The following is an 18,351-nucleotide window of genomic DNA, read 5'->3' on the forward strand; positions in this document are numbered from 1 at the left end:
CTTTCGGCTACGTGGGTCGGCTCACTCCAACACACGCCATATCATGCTGACAGCAAGGGCATACTCGTATCGCTTTGGTTCTTATCCGCGCCGTTACTGATGGCATGAGGTAGAGTAAATTCAACAGTAGCAACTGAATACGAACTCGTAAGGCGTGTGCCTGACCACGCAGAAAACCGTAGTCTCGTACTCGTTGTAACCCTTTGGGCAGTACGTGTTGCAAAATGAGCAGAAGGAACTTGAGGGTGGGTAAGGTGCGCATTCGCCATGCGTTGGTCTTGCTCTCTTTATAACGGAAGGTAACCGCATTATCGGTGACTTTGATGATATCTTCATCAGGCAGTACACCGCGATAGAGATAGCGCGACAAATAGTTCAGGGCAGACTGGCCGTATCCTACTTGTCTGCAATCGACCACCCATTGCTTTGGTATGCCATTAGGCAGCCATAACATCGGATGTTGCTTGATGGTTTCTAGCATTCTTGCCCGCCATACTTGGGCTAAAGCAAACGCGTTAAAAAGATAATGCTTGTTGCCTTTGTGCCACTCTTGCCTTGACGCATTGTATTGGCCTGCTGCCACAATGATGTGTAGATGTGGGTGCAAGTTTCGTTGTCGACTATGAGTATGAAGCACGGCAGTGAACCCCATTTCACCTTGCTGCTGCCTGTTGGCAAAATCCTTTAAAACCCCCGCTGCCACCTTAAACATACCGTTATATATCGCTTTCGGTTGATGCCTTGCCAACACTCTTAATTGATGCGGTAACGTGAACGTCACCATGAAGTAGTGAACAGGTAACCGTTTTTGTTGCTGACGCTGAAGCCAATCAGCGGTGGTGCGTTGTTGGCATTGAGGGCAATGCCGATGGCCACAAGAAAGGGGTAATCGGTCATCATGATGGCAGTGGTGACAAAACCATTGTGACCGACCTTGTTGCTCCGTTTTACAGCGCAGCATTGCTCCCATAGCACGGTGCATGTCACCATTCATTTGCGCACGATGGTGATGTTTAAGTGCGTGGTGGTGTTGGCGGAGCAGTTCAATAAAAGTGCTCATTTTATGCTCCACTTTAAATCCAATGCATCGGTCAATTGGTTGATGGCAATCGCCGCATCACGTTGCTTTATATGAGTCATTCGGGTGTAACGCGCCGTGGTATTAAGGCTTGCGTGACCCAACAGCATTTGCAGTGAACGAAGGTCAAGCCCTTGCTCAAGTAAATGCGTTGCAAAGCAGTGTCTCAGTGAATGAGGGCTCGCGTGCTTTTGGATGCCACACTCTTTGATCACAAGCTTCATGGTTTTTTGAATACCGCCTCTATCCATGGGCGCATCGCAACCTTGCCCAAGGCCAGGGAACAGTAATTGAGGGTGCTTATGAGTGAGCCAATGTGCGCGAAGGGCACTGAGCGTTCGCATCGGAAGCGGCACCATTCGGTCTTTTCCGCCTTTTCCTTCTCGTATATGGACGCGCATCGTTTGGCTGTCGATATCGTGAACCATAAGATTCAGCCCTTCACCAAGGCGCAACCCCATACTATAAAGTGTTAAGAAGAAGACTTGGTAACGCGCTTGTCGCGTGTGAGTGATGAGCGAACTGACTTGTTGCGGTGTGAGTATGTCAGGCAGTCGTTTGACTTGTGGCGGTTTGACGATATTAAGCCATTCCCACTGTTTGCCCAGCGTGTATCGGTAGAAAAACTGCAAGCCATTACGATCGAGTTTAATGGTGCTCCACGAGTGGGTTTGGATGAGAGAGGCGAAGAACTGTTTAAGGTCACTGGTGGTTAACGTATCAGGCACTCGATCAAAATGAGCGGTGATCCGACGAACAGCACGAGAATAGGCATCAATGGTCGCGGGTCGTTTACCTTGCAGCTTTAGATTGGTAAGGTGTTGTTCATAAAGGGTGTTGTAGCGTTTTAAGTCGGCGGGTTTCATGGGGTTACTCCTGTAGATGACCATCATAGTGATGGTGTTACAAGAGTATGGCTTGCGCTCGTTTTACTCTGCCGCGTAGCGGCTTCGTTCAACAAAGCGTTTAAGACGGATTCCCAACGCTCGGCATTTTCGGCTTGATTCAGTTTTAGTGTTTACGGCACAATAATTTAGGTAGGGTGGTAGCGTTGCTCACCACTTAACGCGGCGTTGATGTGCTTTTGCGAAATAAAGGGGCTGTAAAGTGAATAAACTCTATCGATGGGCTATTGGGAGCGTTTTATCTAAACCTGCTCCAGAAAGAGTACCACGCACAGGCGAGAAAGCGGTTGAAGTTGATTGCTATGTCATGTATATCAGAGCAAAAGATGACTCTTGGAATATTTTAGCCGAAAGCATTGATAGTACCGGTGTAAAAGGTCGCCAGTGGAGCTACGATAGTTACACTGAAGAGTCCCACGTAGACTTTGAGGATATTAACAAAGCTAACATTGAAATTACTCATTTCTATAAAACCTATGATATTCAATATTTCAGTTTAAATGATTACCTTTTAAAAGGTGTTCTCCCGTATTACCAACTTACAATACAGTTCAATAAAACAGCGCAAGTTTTCTACAATAGAAAGGAATTAACTCGCTCAGAGCGAATGACTACTTTAGAACTGATACTAGAGAAAACTATTGATGATAGAGAATTTGGCGTCACTGTCTATGGTCTATCCAGCCTCTTGCATAGTCAGCGTTGGTATTATCATCCAGACCGAAAACGAAACACAAACTACAACGAGTTACTTTTGGAGTCTCTTGTAGAAAGTGGCGATCTGGAAAAGGACAATGACGTCTATCGGTTATCTAGACATGCGTTGGTTTCATTGTCACAACACGAGCAAGATGATAGAAAGCATAAGGAAACTCTAAGTCAATCGAAAGCAATGACTAAGCTGACATTTGCACTCATATTCGTAGGACTTATTCAAGCTTACATTACTTTTACTAAAGGTTAACCACACACATACAAACCGTTTAAGAGTGATTCGCAGCGCGTGGCAGCTTTTCTATTGTAGTCAGTAGTTTAGAGCGGGTTACTGACTTGTGAAGTATGACGTTACCATTTTGATCTACGGCAAGAAGAATAGAGTGGCTTTTAGTTAGGTCGATACCGCAGAAATAAGAATAATCAGACATGGTGCCTCAGATGCATTTAAGTACCACATAAGTGTGGCAGATCCTCGGGAGGGGGAATCCATGTCATTCGTTATGTATCAAGGAAGATTAAAATGAAGAAAACGAATAAATTACTGTTAATTCTAGCTCTCGCTATGATTCTCATGGGAGCCTCCAAGGTGGTTGGATACTATTTCAACTATGGATTAATTAACATCACATACACGGTCTATGTATTGATTGGATTGCTACTCTGCTTCCTACTTTACGCCAAAATGCAAATAGCTAATTGGTTATTGTTCGTGTTTTTTCTGGCTCAAGTCATCGTGATATATAGCCCCACCTATAGGTATGATTTTACTACAGGGTTGAGCGTGAATTTCACATACTGGACAGGTTCGATCGATACCCCTTTAAACGAGAGGTATGGATTTGCTTTCAATTTACTATCGGTTTTTCTGATGGGGTTGTGTATAGCAGGGATAGGAAGCTCCAACAAAGCAGAGACTATAAAAAACAGTGGTAAGCTAGAAAATACTCAAGCAGACAGCTAACAGTCGGCGTTTTTACTATGCGTTGTGTTTGGTGTTTAAGGTGGTCTGCGGAAGCATCAGTATTGCGTTGCTCACCCCCTAACATGGGCGTTAGGCAAAAAGAAGAAATATTCAGTAGGGGAAGTCATGGAAATAAGAGCTGCAAAACTAGAGGACATCAGTCAAATCGTAGAACTACAGAAATCTTGTCATGTATCTAACTTGCATGAGTCTGATAAATGCGATGGTTTCTTAAATACAGTGATGGACGAAGAGCTTCTAACTCAAGTTATCGAGCAAGAGCAGGCTATATATGTTGCTGAACTCAACAATACGATAGTAGCGATGGCTGCTTGTGCTTCATGGAAGTTCTGGGAATATTCAGAAGGACTCACTACTGTGGCGAACAAGCTTGGTTCAGTGGTAGTTGGGAGTACCCAACTAAGCTCTTCTAATTCATACTTTTGGGGACCTGTCTGTGTGGGTAAGGCTTGTCGTGGTCAAGGTGTGTTTGAGAAGTTGTTTCGGTTTAGTTGTGAAGTAAGAAGTTCTAAATTTTCTTACGTCTACACGTACGTGCATAAAGACAATGCTCGTTCTTTTGCTGCTCATACCAATAAAGCAGGCTTTAAATATACAAAAGACTTTGTTCTCAATGGGCAAACTTTTCAGGAAATGGCGCGCGAAACGAAATTTGCCTAACAAGCGCTCAAGATGAATTCCCAACGCTTTGCAGTTTCGACTTACTTGGCTTTAAAGCGTTTATGTCACAGAGGGTTCGGCCATAACGTCACTCACACCTATACATAGTGTTGCTTTCTACGAGGGAATGAACATGAAACAACGACTTTTCAAGAACCTGAAGCTGGCATTAGGTGTTGGTTTTGGTGTTGCCATTCATCAGTACTTTTTTATGACGGATGGTGCGTTTGATTTCTATCGGCCAATGATGGCGTTTGCTTTTACGTTTGTAGTGAGCAGTATTGGTACACTTCTAAAAGAAAGAATCATGCGTAACAAGGAGACTAAAGAGGCATCATGACTAAAATCTATTTCGTATGTGGCTTTATCGGTTCGGGTAAAACGACTTACTCTAAAGCGCTTGCAGAAAAGCATGGCGCCTTTCGTTTCTCGATTGATGAGTGGATGATTCCTTTGTATGGCGAGCATATGGAGCGTGAGGTTTTTGATAGCCGGCTGGCTACGTTACAAGGGTTATTCAAGGACTCTGCAATGCAGCTGTTTTCTTTGGGTGTTCCGGTGATTTTTGACTTTGGTTTTTGGCGTAAATCAGACCGAGATTCTTTTACAAGCTGGGCATCAAACCTAGGTGTGGACAGCGAAGTTCATTATCTTGAGGTTCCGTTTGAGACTTGTAAGCAGAGAGCATTTAGCCGTAACTCGGAACTGAATGGCAAGTCTTATGAAATGACACCTGAAATGTTAGATCTGTTTTGGTCTTGGTTTGAGGTTCCCACTTCAAACGAAAATGGTATTTGGGTTCAACAGGAAGCTCAAAAAGGTATGTAGCCAAGCATAGTTTGAGTTAGCAGCCCCTTAATATCGTAACAAGTGAATCGGAGGTTCAATGGACAAAGCACGCAAAACACATTTTGACGAGTATCCCGATGATGTTCGAGCTCGGCTTGAAGAGTTGCGTTCATTAATCTTTGAGCTTTGCTCTGATTTGGATTTAGGTGAAGTTGAAGAGTCTCTGAAATGGGGCGAGCCTAGTTACAGCGTTAAGACGGGTAGCCCAATCCGAATCGACTGGAAGTTGAAATCACCAAACAACTATTACTTGTTCTTTAACTGTCAAACAAAGCTAATCGACACATTCAGAGAATTGCACGATGGCACATTGGTATTTCAAGGTAATCGGGCAATCATCTTGAACCTAACTGAACCACTTCCGAAGGCACCAATTAAGCAATGCTTAGAGCTAGCCTTAACTTATCAACAACGAAAACATCTACCGCTTCTTGGCGCGTAATTCTTACGTGTTGTCAGCTGCTTAACTGAATGTGGTTAGAATTTAGAAAGTACGCCTGCCACTGATTTACAAGGCTTGGCACTTCTCGTTTAATGTAGGTTAGTGTTTAACGTCTTATGGTTTAGGTTAGTGGCGTTGCTCGGACCGTAAAGTGGTATGTGGACAGGGAAAGTTATGAATCAACAAGAAGCCTTTATAGGATTTGCGGTTTATGGGGTTATCAGTAGTTTAATCGGCCTTTTTACGTTTTTTATTATCAAAGATGCAAAGTACAAACAAACATTGTGGACTTTGGAGTCTGTTATGTTTGGTATCTTCGCGATTGGTTCTATCTATTGTTCAGGTGGTAATGGGCCAGAATTGTTGGTCTGGATTCCGCTTGTTACTTTAATGTCTATTTACAATGTCCACTCCTTGAAATTTTGTGGTTCTTGTGGAAAAACTAACGGAAGAAAAAGTGGATTTTCATCCATTAAATCATGTAGTGAATGTGGTTATGCTTTATAGTAAAGCTAAGAAATATCAGACGTTTGTTCATGTTAGTTTCAGCCTTAAAAGGAAGTTGTATGAATTTAGATAAAGCTAAAAAACGTATCGCGAAGCAGGTTAAAAAAGGCGACCACGGATACCCAAAAATCACGTTAGCGTATTACGGGGCGACCAAAGATCTCGCAACGGAAGTCGCAGTTCAATTTATGCTGGGTGAGGGCGATGGTGTCCAAGAAGAACGTTTTTCTTGTGAAACCGAAATTCGAGATAATGAACTAATCCAAACGACGTTACTCAAGATAATCGAACGCGCTAATGTTAACTCAGTAATTGAAGTTGAAGGCGTGACGGTTCTTTAGTTGTCTTAGTATCAGTCGGTGCGTTTGAAATTTTCTACTCATAATTTATCAAGGAAGAAACATTATGAAATTAGCTCAGTTGAATATCGCTCTGGCAAAATACCCGTTAGATGCGCCGGAAATAAAAGAGTTTGTCGATAACTTAGAGTTGGTTAATGGAATCGCAGAAAGCAGTGAAGGGTTCGTTTGGCGTCTGAAAGATGAATCTGGTGATGCCACCAACATCCAAGCTTTCGATGATCCTAATATGATCGTGAACATGTCGGTGTGGGACTCTGTGGATTCGTTAAAGAACTTCATGTTCCGCACACATCACCGTGATTTCATGCGCAGAAAAGGAGACTGGTTTCATCGCTTATCTGAAGATACTTATGTTCTTTGGTGGATCGAAGAAGACCATATTCCCACACTCGAAGAAGCGACAGAGCGACTTGAACACCTCAGAGAAATCGGTGATACGCCGTATGCCTTCACTTTTAAAACCAATTTTACATCATCAGAAGTGCCAAAGCAGCGTTCATAGATAACCAAGGTTATGTTTTTAGACGTTTTATGGCAATTCACGTGAAGATGAGTCGATTGTTGGTATGATGTTTCTATAGTCTTCGAGAGGTTTAATGGTGTTGAAAATGAAAAGTAGTGTACTTGCGGTGTGTTTATTCGGTTTCAGCATGAGTGCTAGCGCTTCAACACTGGAAGAGTGTGCCAAACTCCTTCCTGATGGTCACACGTATAAAGTAGAGATCATTTTAGACGTAGATAAGACTGAGAAGGATCCAACGGTGAAAGGCAGTTTTGGTGTGACGGGCGGAGCCGATGCGCCAGATACTTTTGATATCGGTGATTTTGTCGAATGCGCAGGTCCTCTGATCAAAACCGTAGATACAGACAGCAACGATGCGTCTAATTCCTAGTCACAGATTGTCGCGAAAATAGTTCACTTTCGTCATGGAAGACATGATCAGGGGTACTTAAACTAGGTTGAGGTGAATAGGGTAATTATGGGCGATTATTTAGATATTTGGTTTACGGTTACCTCCTTAGTTTTTATTGTAAGCTTACTTTCAGCACTTTTTGTTGGGGTCTGGCGTAAAAATATAAAAGCGTTGATTCTCTTAAGTGGAGTCGCAGCAATCAGTATCGTTCTGTTTCTCTCTCAGAAGTATCAAATCCGAAATATCCTAGCTGAAGAGCTGAGCGTGTCGAGTTTTGTTGTGGAGGCTCATGAGGAGTTTGAAGAATCTAAATTGTTAGATTCTTTGAGAAGTAGTAACTACGTAACGATGAATAGAACGAAACCTTTGTCAAAAAGTAAAGTACGTATTGTTATTAACTCTGGCGAGGTTGAGTTATTGATAGCTCAAGACTCTAAGAACGAAGAACTGTTTTGGATCTATTACCCCAAATACCGATTTAGTCGTTTAAACCCAATTGGAAAGGTACGTATCCGTTAAACATAAGTGCACAATTGCCACAGCGACTTTCAGTAACAAAAATACCGCCGTAATCAACGGCGGTATTTTTTATTACGCTTATAACATCATTCAGCAGAGAACAAAGAGCCTAGTTAACGTGGGCTAATTCGACACTCAGTGTTTCATTGGCGACTTTCCAATCGCCACCTAACGCTTTATACACCGCAATCGTGGTGTTGGCGGTTTGAAGCTTGGCGGCTACTTGGCGATCTTGCATCGCTTTTTGTTGTCTTTGTGCGTCTAACACCGATAAGTAATCGACTAGGCCTGCTTTGTATAGCGACTTTGCTTTGTTCACCGCGTTATCGACGGCAAGGGTGGCTTCATCGATGCGCTTTTGGTTTTCTTGGCTACGACCATAGGCAAACAAGCTTGAATCGACTTCTGCAAAGGCGCTGTCTACCGAGTGTTGGTAGTTAAGCGCTGCAGAACGGAACCTTGCTTCGTTCATTTCCACCATGGCTTCCGGTGTTTTTCAAGGTAGTTGTCATCATTTGCTTACTTATTAAGCAGCTTCTCTTTCTGGATTTAGGTGAACGTCACCAACAGGCGCACAGTTCCTGATATCACCAGACCACCGCTCAGGCTTTCGCTGTTTTGCAGCGAGCAATACCTCTACACGACGCTTCAAGATCTCTTTATCTTTTCCATTGTGACGCTCTGAAGGCGTGACGTAATTTAGCTGACTGTGCTTGTGCTCGGTGTTGTACCAGCGTACGAAGGCTTCAACCCAACTTCGGCTACTATCGATTGTTTCAAAGCCCTTTGTTGGCCAGCTTGGCATGTACTTTACCGTGCGGAACAATGACTCAACATACGGGTTATCATCACTGACTCTTGGGCGACTATACGATGAAGTAATACCTAACTCTTCCATTTTGGCTTTGAACGTCAACGACTTCATCGGCGCACCATTATCGGAGTGAAGAACCAGCGCTTGATTGAAGCACTGCTCTCGCATCAACGTTCGTTGCAGAAGTTGTGACGCCAGCTCACCGCATTCATGCTCATACACTTCATAACCAACAATTTTCGACTGTAGATGTCCTCAATGACATACAGGTAATAATGTTGGCCTCGAACTTTTGAAGGTAAGTAAGTGATATCCCACGTATAGACTTGGTTCGAGTCCGTCGCTGTGTAACTGGTTGGCTTCGCTTGCTTCTGTCTGCTCCGCTGACGACCTCGTTTGTGAAGTTGCCCTGCGTACTCAACACTCGGTAGTAGCTCGACTCAGAGGCGATATACTCACCTCTATCAAGCAGTGTCGGGACGATTTGAGTTGGAGGCAAGCTTGCGAACTCAGAGCGGTTACACACCTCGATTATCGCATCACGTTCTTCCTGCGACAGCTTGTTAGCAGGCTCAGGTCTGAGGCATATTGGCCTTTTGTCAGCTTGAACTTCACCTTGCTGATACCAGCGACGATACGTTCTCAAGTCGATTTGAACTTCATGGCAAGCTGGCTCTAAACGACATCCGCATTGCTTCGCTTCAAGGATAAGAGTCACTATGGTCTGCCTTTCATCGGTTGAGGTTAGTCGTCCTCTGGCTCTTCCCCGTAAAAGGCTCTCAGCTTTTTTCTTAGTACCAAGAGAGCGGCCGTTTCAGCGAGTGCTTTTTCTTTGAGTCGTAAATCTTTCTTCAACTCTTTGATTTCAAGTTTGTCAGCTTTAGCCTGCTTCTTTGCTTCAGCTTCCTGCTCTTTACTCGACTTAAACCCTTGCATACAATCGCTGCGCCAGCTTTGGATTTGCTCTGGAAAAAGACCTTTTTCACGACAATATTGGCTGAGTTCACTTTCTGTCATTGAGTAGGTTTCAGCGACGATGGCGAGTTTAGTTTGAGCAGACCACTGCTCTGATGAAGTGTTGCTATTTGGCACTGCGGCTCCTGAACGTCTGAGTTGCTTGCGCCAATGATACAGGGTCGCAGTGCTAATTCCTTCCTCTTCCGACACTTCTTTAACTGACATTGAATATGGAGGCAACAGCTTCTTCAATATAGCTTCTTTTCTTTCTACTGAGATACGAGACACAATTACTCTTTATCGCCCAAACTGGTTAAATTTTAACAGTGACAACTACCCTGCCAGATAGGGCTTCCCCTCGGCCACCATCGAATACATTCCAACTTATGCCTGCAGATGCCGCCCAACCGAATGAGTCGCTACTGAACAGATCATCAAAACTCCCGGTTGTCACTCCTGGCGTACCCGTTAGGAAGAATTTTGGATAGCGATTGGCAATGCTTGCGCCGAGTTCTTCGTTAATGGCTGCCATTTCGCGTTCTGCAATTCGGATGTCTGGGCGTTGTTCTAACAAGTCAGAAGGTAAGCCTGTAGGAATCACATCCTTCATTCTCGGTAACGTAAATTCACCCGCTAAACGTTGGTTCACGCTCGTAAGTGATTCGCCTAACAACACTGCCATGCGTTGTTTGTGAACTTGCTCTGCGATTTCAAGTTGAGGAACAATGGATTCAGTTGCGGCAAGCATGGCTTTGGCTTGAGCAAGATCTAACTCCGAGCCATAGCCGCTGCGAACAACTTTGGTGACCAGTTCTAAAGTCTGCTTTTGGTCGGAAATGTTCTCTAGTGCGATCGCTTTTCGCTCTTGAGCGCCACGATATTGTAGGTAGTTGTGAATGACATCGGCAGTGATCAAGGTATTCAAACCCGATTGGAATATCTCGGCTTGTTCAACTCGAATCGTCGCCGCGTTGGATTGCTTATCGATACGTCCAAACAAGTCCATTTCCCATGCGATGCTTGCACCTAAGAACCCGCCATCGTGTTGCGCTTCCAGCAACGACATCCCCGTTGCTGATTCAACCGCATCAGAGGCGCCAAATACCGGGCCGAGTAGGGAGTCGTTCTCACTCAGTTGGTAATTGTAATAACCACCGCCGACATTGATGGTTGGGACTTTGAATGATTCCACAACGCTCTTATATGAGTTAGCCATGTTGATTCGCTCGGCGGCCAATTTAAGTGGGATGTTTTGGTTTTGAACATCGGCTACTAACTGGTTGAGCGTCGGGTCATTGAACTGTGTCCACCAATGATTGTGCTGTTCGTTTTGGCTCACGCCGTCTTGGTTCACATCACCTTGGCTATATAAGAAAGTCTCAGCCATGGTCGTTTGTGGTTCTTCGTAATCGGGGCCAACCGCACAACCTGTTAGCAACAAGGCAAGAGCAATAGGAGCCACTTTAAACTTAGTTAATGGGTACATGTTTATTGCTCCTTGTTGAATGAGGTTGGAGTACCGATGTTTGTAGTTTGAGGCGTCGCATCGAGTACAACTACAGCATCTTTAATGGCTTCAGCCACTGTCTTTTTTTCTTCAGTTCGATAGAAGAGCTTGTACAGCGCAGGCATTACAAACAGAGACAACACGGTTGCCGCAGCCAAGCCACCGATAATGGTCGCCGCCATTTGGTCAAATAGCAGGTCACTAAGCAGCGGGATCATGCCAAGTGCTGTGGTAAGTGCGCCCATTGAGATCGCCATTGTACGGTTCACGGTTGCTTCTTTAATTGCGTCTGACAGTGAGCGACCGTCTTTACGTTCAAGCTCGATCTGGTCCATCAACACGATGCCGTTCTTGATGATCATACCGGTCAAGGTTACCGCGCCAATCAGCGCCATGAAGCCGAATGGTTTATCCAACAGCAATAAGCTGAATGTTGCACCCGTCGCCGCAAGCGGTAGGGTGGTGAAGATGATCACTGGCTGTTTGAAGCCGTTAAACATCGCCACTAAGATAATCACCATCAACAGCATTGCTTTAGGTAGCTGCTTAAGAATATCGCTGACGGCTTTGTGCTCGTCGTAATATTCGCCGCCCCATTCCAAGTGGTAACCATCGGGAAGGTGGATGGATTCAATTTGTTCTTTAACCGAGTTTCTTACCGCTGCAGGAGTGGTGTAACGACCAACGCCAGCTTGTGCGGTGATGGTTTTTACACGGTCGCGACGCCAAATCATGGTCTCTTCACTGGTCAGCTCAAAGCCATCAATGACTTGACCCAGTGGAACGCTGTGAATGCCTAACAGAGAGCGAACCGGTAGAGTTTCAAGCGATTGAATTGAGCTCTCTGTGCCACGCAGTTGAATCGTGACTAGCTCATCATTCAAGTTCATACGACCCAGTGGCATGCCTTCTGACGCGCGTTTCATCGCGAATGCAATGTCGGCACGGTTAATACCAGCTAGACGCATCTTGTCTTGGTTGATGACAGGTTCTAGAACCTTGCTCTTTTGTCGCCAGTCGTCACGCACGTATTTGGTGTCTGGATGACGAGCAAAGATCGCTTTAGCTTGCTCTGATAAGCCGTGAAGCACCTCGACATCTGGGCCGGAGAAACGCGCTTCAACACTGAATTTATCAGCAGTCGCCAGTTTTAAGCTTCTAAAACGAGGATCGGCGTTTGGAAACTCTTCCATTAACCATTTGTCACCACGCGCAATCAGCGGGCTGAGTGACGGGAAATCGGTAGCGTTAATCAAGATCTGACCATAAGCAGGGTCAAACGGTTCTGGTTCAATGGTTACTGAGAAGCGAGGAGCACCCGCGCCAACGTATGTTGAGATACTGTCGACTTCCGGCTGTTCTAACAACCACTGTTCGATGCGCTTCATGTCCTCTGAGGTTTGTTCAACCTTGGCACCATTCGGTAGCCAGTAATCTAGAAACAGGATGGGCCTGTCGGCTTGTGGAATGAAGTTAACCGCGATGCTCGGTACAGCTAATGCCGTCACTAATATCAGCGGAATAAGCCCCGTTAGTGCTTTGAGTGGGTGGTGAGTAGACCGTGGGAGCTTCCCCCACAGCCTCTCGCAGAACGGTACGTGAACCTCTCAATTCATACCGCTCCCATCAAGCAAACGCACCTAACATTCCTTGCTTCCAATGGGCAAACAAGTGGGGGTTCTGCTCTGAAATCCTTTCCAAGAATCTCATTGCTTGTGTTTTGTGACGTCGTAATGGCTTAAACTTTCGTCTCGCCCAACGAACCAGAGCTTTATTTACGTGCCTGCACATGCCATACAGTGCCGAGCGATAGTAGCGACCATAGTAGTTGATCCACCCGTTTATCATTGGGTTTAACCACTTAGCCATTTGCGCTATGCTAAGTTCTGTTTTCATCCGCACTCGTAACTTTCTAATTTTCAATCTCATTGATTTTAATGCTGATTTGCTCACTGCCGGCGAGAAGCTTAAAAATAAGCTATTGCGTTTCCAGTTTTTGCAAACCCTACGCATAAAGGTATAGCCAAGAAAGTCGAAACTGGTATGTTCCGAATCACCTTTTCTACTCCCATCTTTACAATATACTATTTTGGTTTTGTGGGTGGAGCTCAAGTCCACAATCCTCAAAACGAGCTTTCAGAGCCTCAAGCATCTGCTGAGCTTCGCTTTCAGTATTACAATGAACCAAACCATCATCAGCATAACGGCACCATAATGTTTTGGGGAAATGCTTTGTAGCCATTTATCAAAACATAATGTAGAAATAGGTTCGCTAATACAGGGCTAATAACGCCACCTTGCGGTGTCCCCATCTGCCTAGTTTTGAGGTCGCCATCTTCCATTTGCATCGGTGCTACTAGCCAGCGCTCTATATACAACCTTACCCAAGTGAGATTGGTGTGTTTATATACCGCTTTAAGTAACAGATCATGCCGAATGTTATCGAACAGCCCTTTAATATCAAACTCAAGTACCCAGTTATAGTTCCAACATCGCTTACGAGTGACACCTATAGCATCAAGCGCTGATTTATTAGGTCTATACCCATATGAGTCTGGCAAAAAGATCCGCTCAACCTTTGGCTCAAATTCAAGTTTTACGACCATTTGTGCGATCCGATCGCTTACCGTTGGTATACCTAAAATCCGTTCTCCTCCACTTTTCTTCGGTATACTTACCGCTTTAACTGGAGGTGGAAAATAGGTGCCAGAAGATAATCGATTCCAGATCTTATAAAGATTACCTTTTAGATTTCTTTCGAAACCTTCAATAGATTGATTATCAACTCCTGCACTTCCTTTATTAGCTTTAACTAATTCGTAGGCGTGCTTCACTGCCCACTTTGAAATGGTAAATGGTTTTGCTTCCATCTATAGCTTCCTCCTACCATTTGGTAGTTGAGCTAAACATGCAAGCAGCTTGACGCAACCCTTCGCTCCATGTTCATTACAAACACTTCAACACTACTACGAGTTGCTCCGTCCCAGTATCACACATCGGTACTCTCATACTCATAAATTCAGTTACTTGTACTTCTTCCTTAGCATTGTGATGACTGGTTCCCGCAGTTCCCACAAAGAGCCCGATACAAAGTCATGCCCACTATACGCCGGACACCGCTTACACAGCATTCGGAATTAACCTGCAAACTTATCTCGAGAGATAGAAACGCCCTCGATTTTGATGTCAGTCTCTGGATTACGACGCGTCAACATAGGTTCGCTATAACTCATCTCTTTGTACCCTACCTGCCGAACTTGAGTTCGTACTTTTACTTCAACGCTTATGACCATCACTCTTAATGACAGCCACTTGAAGTGGTTTGAAGCCAGCTTCCGACAGCAGACTTCGGTGGACCTACCACCATCTCTTCATGAGCTTATGCTCAAGACTAGAAACACATCCTTATGCTGCTAACCTATGTGCCTGCGGCACACTATCTACCGTCCAGTTTACACTCTTACGGTATAAGCTCACTTTGGTGTTGTCAGCTTGTTTGCTTGGCTTGATAAAGAACCAACACATTAAAGCCGTGAAGGTCATCGCGACGAGCCAAGACAATAACAACGAAGAGGCGATGATAAGGAATACCGAGCTTGCGAACTCAGCGGCATCGGTTTTTGAAAAGATAACAGGGCTTGCACCCATGATAGCGATAACTGTTGCGCCAAAGAGTGGTGTTGCTGTCTCTTTAACAGAATCAATTGCGGCTTTAGTACGGTCGACGCCTTTGTTGATTTTCACAATCATCATATCGGTGATGACAATCGCGTTATCCACCAACATGCCGAGCGCAAGAATGAACGTACCTAGCGAAACTCGGTGTAAATCAATTGACGCGATGTTCATGTAGATAAGCGTCAACAAGATAGTCAGCAGTAAGCTTGAGCCGACGATGGTAGCGCTTTTTAGTCCCATGAATATGGATAGGACGATGAACACAATCGCGACACTTTCAAGTAAGTTTTGTACGAAGTTATCGATCGATTTCTGAACTTCTTCAGGCTGGTTTGCTACCGTCGAGATATCAACGCCTAACGGCAGAGTTGCTTGGAAATCGCTGACGATCTGATTGATTTCATCACCAAGCGACACCACGTTAACGCCTGGCACAGGGCTCATTGCTAGCGTGACCGCAGGTACTCCGTTGTAACGGTTCTCGGTCATCATTGGCTCTTGGTAGCCCATGGTGATGTCTGCGATATCGCCCAAACGGATTAAGCTGGTTCCGAATTCACTCAAGCCGCCTTTAATCATCAGGTTTTTGATGTCGTCTAATGAACCAAACTCGCTCGACTGTTGAACACGAATACGTTCAGTGCCCGCTGAAAATTTGCCCGCATCAAAAGTCATGTTCTGAGTATTAAGCTGTGACCAAACTTGTGTGATTGATAAACCGTATTGCGCCAATCTTTGATCTGGGATATCGATATGAACAACACGTGGCTGAACACCGTGTAACTCAATCTTCTTAATGCCATCGACGGTTTTAATTCTACGTTGGAGTTCTTCGGCGTAACGTCTTAGCTCAGCAGGTGAAGCATCCTTACTGTGGATAGAGAAAAGCATGCCGTAGACTTCAGAAAACTCATCCTGCACGACACTGATCTGCGCCGTCGAAGGCAGTAACAGCTTCATGTCTGACACTTTACGACGCAGCAAGTCCCACTCTTGTGGTAGTGCTTTTGAATTAAGAGACTCTTTTAGGTCAACAAACACCATCGACATGCCCGGACGAGACAGTGAACGCAGTCGGTTCAATGACCCCATCTCTTGCAGTTTAGTTTCAACGGTATCCGTAACTTGTTGCTCCACTTCTTCTGCAGAAGCACCGGGGTAGAGTGTCACTACAACGGCCGTTTTAATGGTGAAACTTGGATCTTCGAGCTTGCCAAGATCAAAGTAAGAAAACAGGCCCGCGATAACACTCAATGCAGTGAAAAACAGGATGAAGGTGCGTTGTTTGATCGCAAAATCAGCTAGATTCATCATGATTTACCTACAGGCTCTTAACTTGAATATCAGAGAAGTGTTGGCCTTCCATGACGTACTGAGCTCCACTCACCACAACGAAGTCGCCATCGCTAAGCGTAGATTCAACACACACGGTATTTTGATGCATCGAAACCACGTCCACAGTCACGCCGTGCGCTTGCTCGTTTTGAACGGTGAATACTTGCTCGATACCCGATTGGTTGACGATCGCTGAATACGGTAAGCAGAAATTATTGGTTGGTTCGCCAAGTTGAGTCGTCAGTGTGACGGCTTTGCCTGGTAACACCGTTTTGTCGGCTGACTCTACATGGTAAGTCACCGCGTAGGTCTGCTTAATAGGGTGAGGAGACGTGGCAATTTCAGTAGCGTAACCAATCAGTTTTTCCTCTGAGCCATACCAGTTGATACCAGCGGTTTGATTCGGTTGGAATTCATGAATCAAGTTTTCTGGGACTTGGATTTTAACTTCAAGCTGATCAGGGTTGTGGATGGTGAAAACTGAAATGCCCGGCAGGACTTGTTCAAACTGATCGAAGTTAGACGCCGCGACCACGCCGTCAAATGGCGCGAGCAGTTGGGTGTAACGAATCGAATCTTTTGCGCGGCGTATGTTTTGCTCAACCACTTTAACCGCGGCTTCACTTCTTTCGTAACCACTGATTGCACGGTCCAGATTAACATCAGCAATCGCGTTGTCAGCAATGGCTTGTTTTACTCGAGCAAGTTCAGTCTTAGCTAGCTTGTGTGCGGATTTTGCTTCAAGAGAACGAGCTTGCAACTCTTCCAACGCCACTTGGTAATCGTGTGGGTCGAGTTGTGCTAATGGTTGGCCTTTCTTAACTGTATCGCCAACAGAGACCATCATGTTTTGAATAGTGCCGGGTACACGAAACGCGACGCCAGCTGTTTCTGATGACTGCAATTTGCCCGTGAACGATTTTTCAACTTGATGAGAGAGAGGCTCAAGTTGAATAACTTGAATCGGGCGCGTTTGTTTTTGAGCTATTGTCGCCTCAGAGTCATTACAGCCAAACAGAGCAGTTAGGCTTAGTGCAATGACTGTGTATTTGAAGATAGGTGTCTGTTGAAAGATAGACGAACGCTGCAAAACAGATGAATGTTGAGATATAGGCTTCATGGATTACTCCTGTCAATTTATGGAGCAATTCTATCTTTCTGTTTTGTTTAGATAATCTAGTCTATTCGCGAAACACTGTCATGATATTCGTTACAATAACTAAAGATTTGGAAGTTCTTGTAATAGAAAATCAATCAAAAGTTGAGCAGAATGACTCAGCGCTTTGCGTTGCGGGTAGAGTAGCCATGCTTCTTCTTGTTGAAGGTTCTGGTCAGGGAACAGGTTAATCAAGGTTCCGTCTTTGAGTTGTTGTCGTACCAAGAGTTCAGGCAGTAATGCGATGCCTCTGTGACGTGCCGCGCCACCGATTACGAAGCCGATACTGTCACTCACCACCGAAGGGTCGACCTTGATGATATGGTCTTTGATGTCCCATTGCTTGTCGATGTCACCACTTGGCCATCGAAAGCACACAAAGGGGTAGTTGGTGATTTCTCTTAAGCTTGAAGGCGTGCCTTCTTTCTCTAGAAACTCAGGGCTGGCGACAAAAACACGCTGTAAAGTCATAACTTTGCGCGCCACTACATTAGCATCACTCAACGTACCACCGTGCATCGCCAGATCTAACCCTTGTCGGTACATATCGACAAAACCATTACTGACCGTACGAATATCAAGCTCGATCTTTGGGTACATATCTTGGAATTTAAACAACGTCGATTGCATGATGTCGCTGGTTTCTGGCAGCAGCCCAATCTTAACTTGCCCGTGTGCAACTTCTGATAGGTTGGAGGCGATATGGTTCGCTTTGTCGAGCGCACTTAACGCATTGAGGAGCTCTTTATAATAAAGCTCACCAGATTTCGTTAAGGAAAGGCTGCGCGTGGTTCTAAAGAACAGTTGAATGCCAAGAGATTTCTCAAGGTCGTTTATTCTGCGGCTAACATTAGCGCGGGGAAGGTCAAGTGCATTTGCAGCGGCAGTAAAACTACCCAGTTCGACAACGGTGGTAAACAGCTTAAGATCTTCGATTTTCATAACAACGGCATTTAATCGTTTTTAGAA

Annotated in this window: 18 protein-coding genes and 6 pseudogenes; 11 read left to right on the forward strand and 13 right to left on the reverse strand. The window is 44.9% G+C overall.

The features are described 5' to 3' along the window. Window positions 1–7: 7 nt before the first annotated feature. Complete coding sequence (locus OCV19_RS07935) at window positions 8–1,060, reverse strand: IS91 family transposase (protein ID WP_065675530.1); 1,053 nt, start codon at window positions 1,058–1,060, stop codon at window positions 8–10. Further along, window positions 1,057–1,944, reverse strand: coding sequence for a site-specific integrase (locus OCV19_RS07940; protein ID WP_065675531.1), 888 nt, complete (start codon window positions 1,942–1,944; stop codon window positions 1,057–1,059). The genes OCV19_RS07935 and OCV19_RS07940 overlap by 4 nt, the downstream gene beginning before the upstream one ends. 241 nt (window positions 1,945–2,185) lie before the next feature. Between OCV19_RS07940 and OCV19_RS07945 the strand changes: the two genes are divergently transcribed. Next, window positions 2,186–2,947 (forward strand): hypothetical protein, encoded by a 762-nt coding sequence (locus OCV19_RS07945; protein WP_065675532.1) that lies wholly within the window; start codon window positions 2,186–2,188, stop codon window positions 2,945–2,947. Between the two features lie 40 nt (window positions 2,948–2,987). Here OCV19_RS07945 and OCV19_RS07950 read toward each other — a convergent pair. After that, a pseudogene (locus OCV19_RS07950) lies at window positions 2,988–3,128 on the reverse strand (IS110 family transposase); the annotation flags it as partial. A gap of 92 nt (window positions 3,129–3,220) precedes the next feature. Between OCV19_RS07950 and OCV19_RS07955 the strand changes: the two are divergent. The 10 genes from OCV19_RS07955 (at window position 3,221) to OCV19_RS08005 (ending at window position 7,935) form a co-directional block, all read left to right on the forward strand. After that, the gene (locus OCV19_RS07955; protein ID WP_065675533.1) at window positions 3,221–3,661 is read left to right on the forward strand and encodes a hypothetical protein; all 441 of its coding nucleotides are present in this window, start codon (window positions 3,221–3,223) and stop codon (window positions 3,659–3,661) included. A 126-nt stretch (window positions 3,662–3,787) separates the two neighbouring features. Further along, the gene (locus OCV19_RS07965; protein ID WP_065675534.1) at window positions 3,788–4,342 is read left to right on the forward strand and encodes a GNAT family N-acetyltransferase; all 555 of its coding nucleotides are present in this window, start codon (window positions 3,788–3,790) and stop codon (window positions 4,340–4,342) included. 133 nt (window positions 4,343–4,475) lie between these two features. Continuing rightward, window positions 4,476–4,682 carry a hypothetical protein gene (locus tag OCV19_RS07970; protein ID WP_065675535.1) on the forward strand — a complete coding sequence of 69 codons (207 nt, stop codon included), beginning with the start codon at window positions 4,476–4,478 and terminating at the stop codon, window positions 4,680–4,682. After that, on the forward strand, window positions 4,679–5,170 hold the full coding sequence (locus OCV19_RS07975) for an AAA family ATPase (protein WP_065675536.1): 492 nt from the start codon (window positions 4,679–4,681) through the stop codon (window positions 5,168–5,170). Before OCV19_RS07970 ends, OCV19_RS07975 begins: the two co-directional genes overlap by 4 nt. A gap of 58 nt (window positions 5,171–5,228) precedes the next feature. After that, the gene (locus OCV19_RS07980) at window positions 5,229–5,633 is read left to right on the forward strand and encodes a DUF1801 domain-containing protein (RefSeq protein ID WP_065675537.1); all 405 of its coding nucleotides are present in this window, start codon (window positions 5,229–5,231) and stop codon (window positions 5,631–5,633) included. 174 nt (window positions 5,634–5,807) lie between these two features. Next, entirely contained in the window at window positions 5,808–6,140 is a 333-nt protein-coding gene (locus tag OCV19_RS07985; RefSeq protein WP_065675538.1) for a hypothetical protein, read from the forward strand. A gap of 59 nt (window positions 6,141–6,199) precedes the next feature. After that, window positions 6,200–6,481: a hypothetical protein gene (locus OCV19_RS07990; protein WP_050621360.1), complete on the forward strand. Its 282-nt coding sequence runs from the start codon at window positions 6,200–6,202 to the stop codon at window positions 6,479–6,481. A 64-nt stretch (window positions 6,482–6,545) separates the two neighbouring features. Next, entirely contained in the window at window positions 6,546–7,004 is a 459-nt protein-coding gene (locus tag OCV19_RS07995; protein WP_065675539.1) for a DUF3291 domain-containing protein, read from the forward strand. A 94-nt stretch (window positions 7,005–7,098) separates the two neighbouring features. Then, complete coding sequence (locus tag OCV19_RS08000; RefSeq protein ID WP_065675540.1) at window positions 7,099–7,395, forward strand: hypothetical protein; 297 nt, start codon at window positions 7,099–7,101, stop codon at window positions 7,393–7,395. Between the two features lie 87 nt (window positions 7,396–7,482). After that, window positions 7,483–7,935 (forward strand): hypothetical protein, encoded by a 453-nt coding sequence (locus tag OCV19_RS08005; protein ID WP_065675541.1) that lies wholly within the window; start codon window positions 7,483–7,485, stop codon window positions 7,933–7,935. 109 nt (window positions 7,936–8,044) lie between these two features. On the opposite strand, the pseudogene OCV19_RS08010 reads toward OCV19_RS08005, so the two are convergent. The 10 genes and pseudogenes from OCV19_RS08010 to OCV19_RS08055 all read right to left on the reverse strand — a co-directional run. Further along, window positions 8,045–8,422 (reverse strand): annotated as a pseudogene (locus tag OCV19_RS08010) (TolC family protein); the annotation flags it as partial. A 39-nt stretch (window positions 8,423–8,461) separates the two neighbouring features. Beyond that, window positions 8,462–9,994 (reverse strand): annotated as a pseudogene (locus tag OCV19_RS08015) (IS3 family transposase). A gap of 58 nt (window positions 9,995–10,052) precedes the next feature. Beyond that, window positions 10,053–11,192, reverse strand: a pseudogene (locus OCV19_RS08020) (efflux transporter outer membrane subunit); the annotation flags it as partial. Window positions 11,193–11,194: 2 nt separating this feature from the next. Then, window positions 11,195–12,763, reverse strand: a pseudogene (locus OCV19_RS08025) (efflux RND transporter permease subunit); the annotation flags it as partial. A 76-nt stretch (window positions 12,764–12,839) separates the two neighbouring features. Further along, the gene (locus tag OCV19_RS08030; RefSeq protein WP_261875685.1) at window positions 12,840–13,109 is read right to left on the reverse strand and encodes a group II intron maturase-specific domain-containing protein; all 270 of its coding nucleotides are present in this window, start codon (window positions 13,107–13,109) and stop codon (window positions 12,840–12,842) included. 178 nt (window positions 13,110–13,287) lie between these two features. Continuing rightward, window positions 13,288–13,455 carry a reverse transcriptase domain-containing protein gene (locus OCV19_RS08035; RefSeq protein ID WP_261875694.1) on the reverse strand — a complete coding sequence of 56 codons (168 nt, stop codon included), beginning with the start codon at window positions 13,453–13,455 and terminating at the stop codon, window positions 13,288–13,290. Beyond that, the gene (locus OCV19_RS08040; protein ID WP_261875695.1) at window positions 13,409–14,083 is read right to left on the reverse strand and encodes a reverse transcriptase domain-containing protein; all 675 of its coding nucleotides are present in this window, start codon (window positions 14,081–14,083) and stop codon (window positions 13,409–13,411) included. Before OCV19_RS08040 ends, OCV19_RS08035 begins: the two co-directional genes overlap by 47 nt. A 565-nt stretch (window positions 14,084–14,648) precedes the next feature. Then, window positions 14,649–16,205, reverse strand: a pseudogene (locus tag OCV19_RS08045) (efflux RND transporter permease subunit); the annotation flags it as partial. Between the two features lie 7 nt (window positions 16,206–16,212). Beyond that, window positions 16,213–17,346: an efflux RND transporter periplasmic adaptor subunit gene (locus tag OCV19_RS08050; RefSeq protein WP_065677456.1), complete on the reverse strand. Its 1,134-nt coding sequence runs from the start codon at window positions 17,344–17,346 to the stop codon at window positions 16,213–16,215. 99 nt (window positions 17,347–17,445) lie between these two features. Beyond that, complete coding sequence (locus tag OCV19_RS08055; RefSeq protein WP_065677457.1) at window positions 17,446–18,324, reverse strand: LysR family transcriptional regulator; 879 nt, start codon at window positions 18,322–18,324, stop codon at window positions 17,446–17,448. Between the last annotated feature and the right edge of the window lie 27 nt (window positions 18,325–18,351).

It is taken from the genome of Vibrio celticus, assembly GCF_024347335.1.
Lineage (GTDB): Bacteria > Pseudomonadota > Gammaproteobacteria > Enterobacterales > Vibrionaceae > Vibrio > Vibrio celticus.

Bases quoted from the DNA above. Each gene is read 5' to 3' on its own strand.
- OCV19_RS07935 (WP_065675530.1), bottom strand. From the start codon at position 1,060: ATGAGCACTTTTATTGAACTGCTCCGCCAACACCACCACGCACTTAAA.
- OCV19_RS07940 (WP_065675531.1), bottom strand. From the start codon at position 1,944: ATGAAACCCGCCGACTTAAAACGCTACAACACCCTTTATGAACAACAC.
- OCV19_RS07955 (WP_065675533.1), top strand. From the start codon at position 3,221: ATGAAGAAAACGAATAAATTACTGTTAATTCTAGCTCTCGCTATGATT.
- OCV19_RS07965 (WP_065675534.1), top strand. From the start codon at position 3,788: ATGGAAATAAGAGCTGCAAAACTAGAGGACATCAGTCAAATCGTAGAA.
- OCV19_RS07970 (WP_065675535.1), top strand. From the start codon at position 4,476: ATGAAACAACGACTTTTCAAGAACCTGAAGCTGGCATTAGGTGTTGGT.
- OCV19_RS07975 (WP_065675536.1), top strand. From the start codon at position 4,679: ATGACTAAAATCTATTTCGTATGTGGCTTTATCGGTTCGGGTAAAACG.
- OCV19_RS07980 (WP_065675537.1), top strand. From the start codon at position 5,229: ATGGACAAAGCACGCAAAACACATTTTGACGAGTATCCCGATGATGTT.
- OCV19_RS07985 (WP_065675538.1), top strand. From the start codon at position 5,808: ATGAATCAACAAGAAGCCTTTATAGGATTTGCGGTTTATGGGGTTATC.
- OCV19_RS07990 (WP_050621360.1), top strand. From the start codon at position 6,200: ATGAATTTAGATAAAGCTAAAAAACGTATCGCGAAGCAGGTTAAAAAA.
- OCV19_RS07995 (WP_065675539.1), top strand. From the start codon at position 6,546: ATGAAATTAGCTCAGTTGAATATCGCTCTGGCAAAATACCCGTTAGAT.
- OCV19_RS08000 (WP_065675540.1), top strand. From the start codon at position 7,099: ATGGTGTTGAAAATGAAAAGTAGTGTACTTGCGGTGTGTTTATTCGGT.
- OCV19_RS08005 (WP_065675541.1), top strand. From the start codon at position 7,483: ATGGGCGATTATTTAGATATTTGGTTTACGGTTACCTCCTTAGTTTTT.
- OCV19_RS08030 (WP_261875685.1), bottom strand. From the start codon at position 13,109: ATGAAAACAGAACTTAGCATAGCGCAAATGGCTAAGTGGTTAAACCCA.
- OCV19_RS08035 (WP_261875694.1), bottom strand. From the start codon at position 13,455: ATGGCTACAAAGCATTTCCCCAAAACATTATGGTGCCGTTATGCTGAT.
- OCV19_RS08040 (WP_261875695.1), bottom strand. From the start codon at position 14,083: ATGGAAGCAAAACCATTTACCATTTCAAAGTGGGCAGTGAAGCACGCC.
- OCV19_RS08050 (WP_065677456.1), bottom strand. From the start codon at position 17,346: ATGAAGCCTATATCTCAACATTCATCTGTTTTGCAGCGTTCGTCTATC.
- OCV19_RS08055 (WP_065677457.1), bottom strand. From the start codon at position 18,324: ATGAAAATCGAAGATCTTAAGCTGTTTACCACCGTTGTCGAACTGGGT.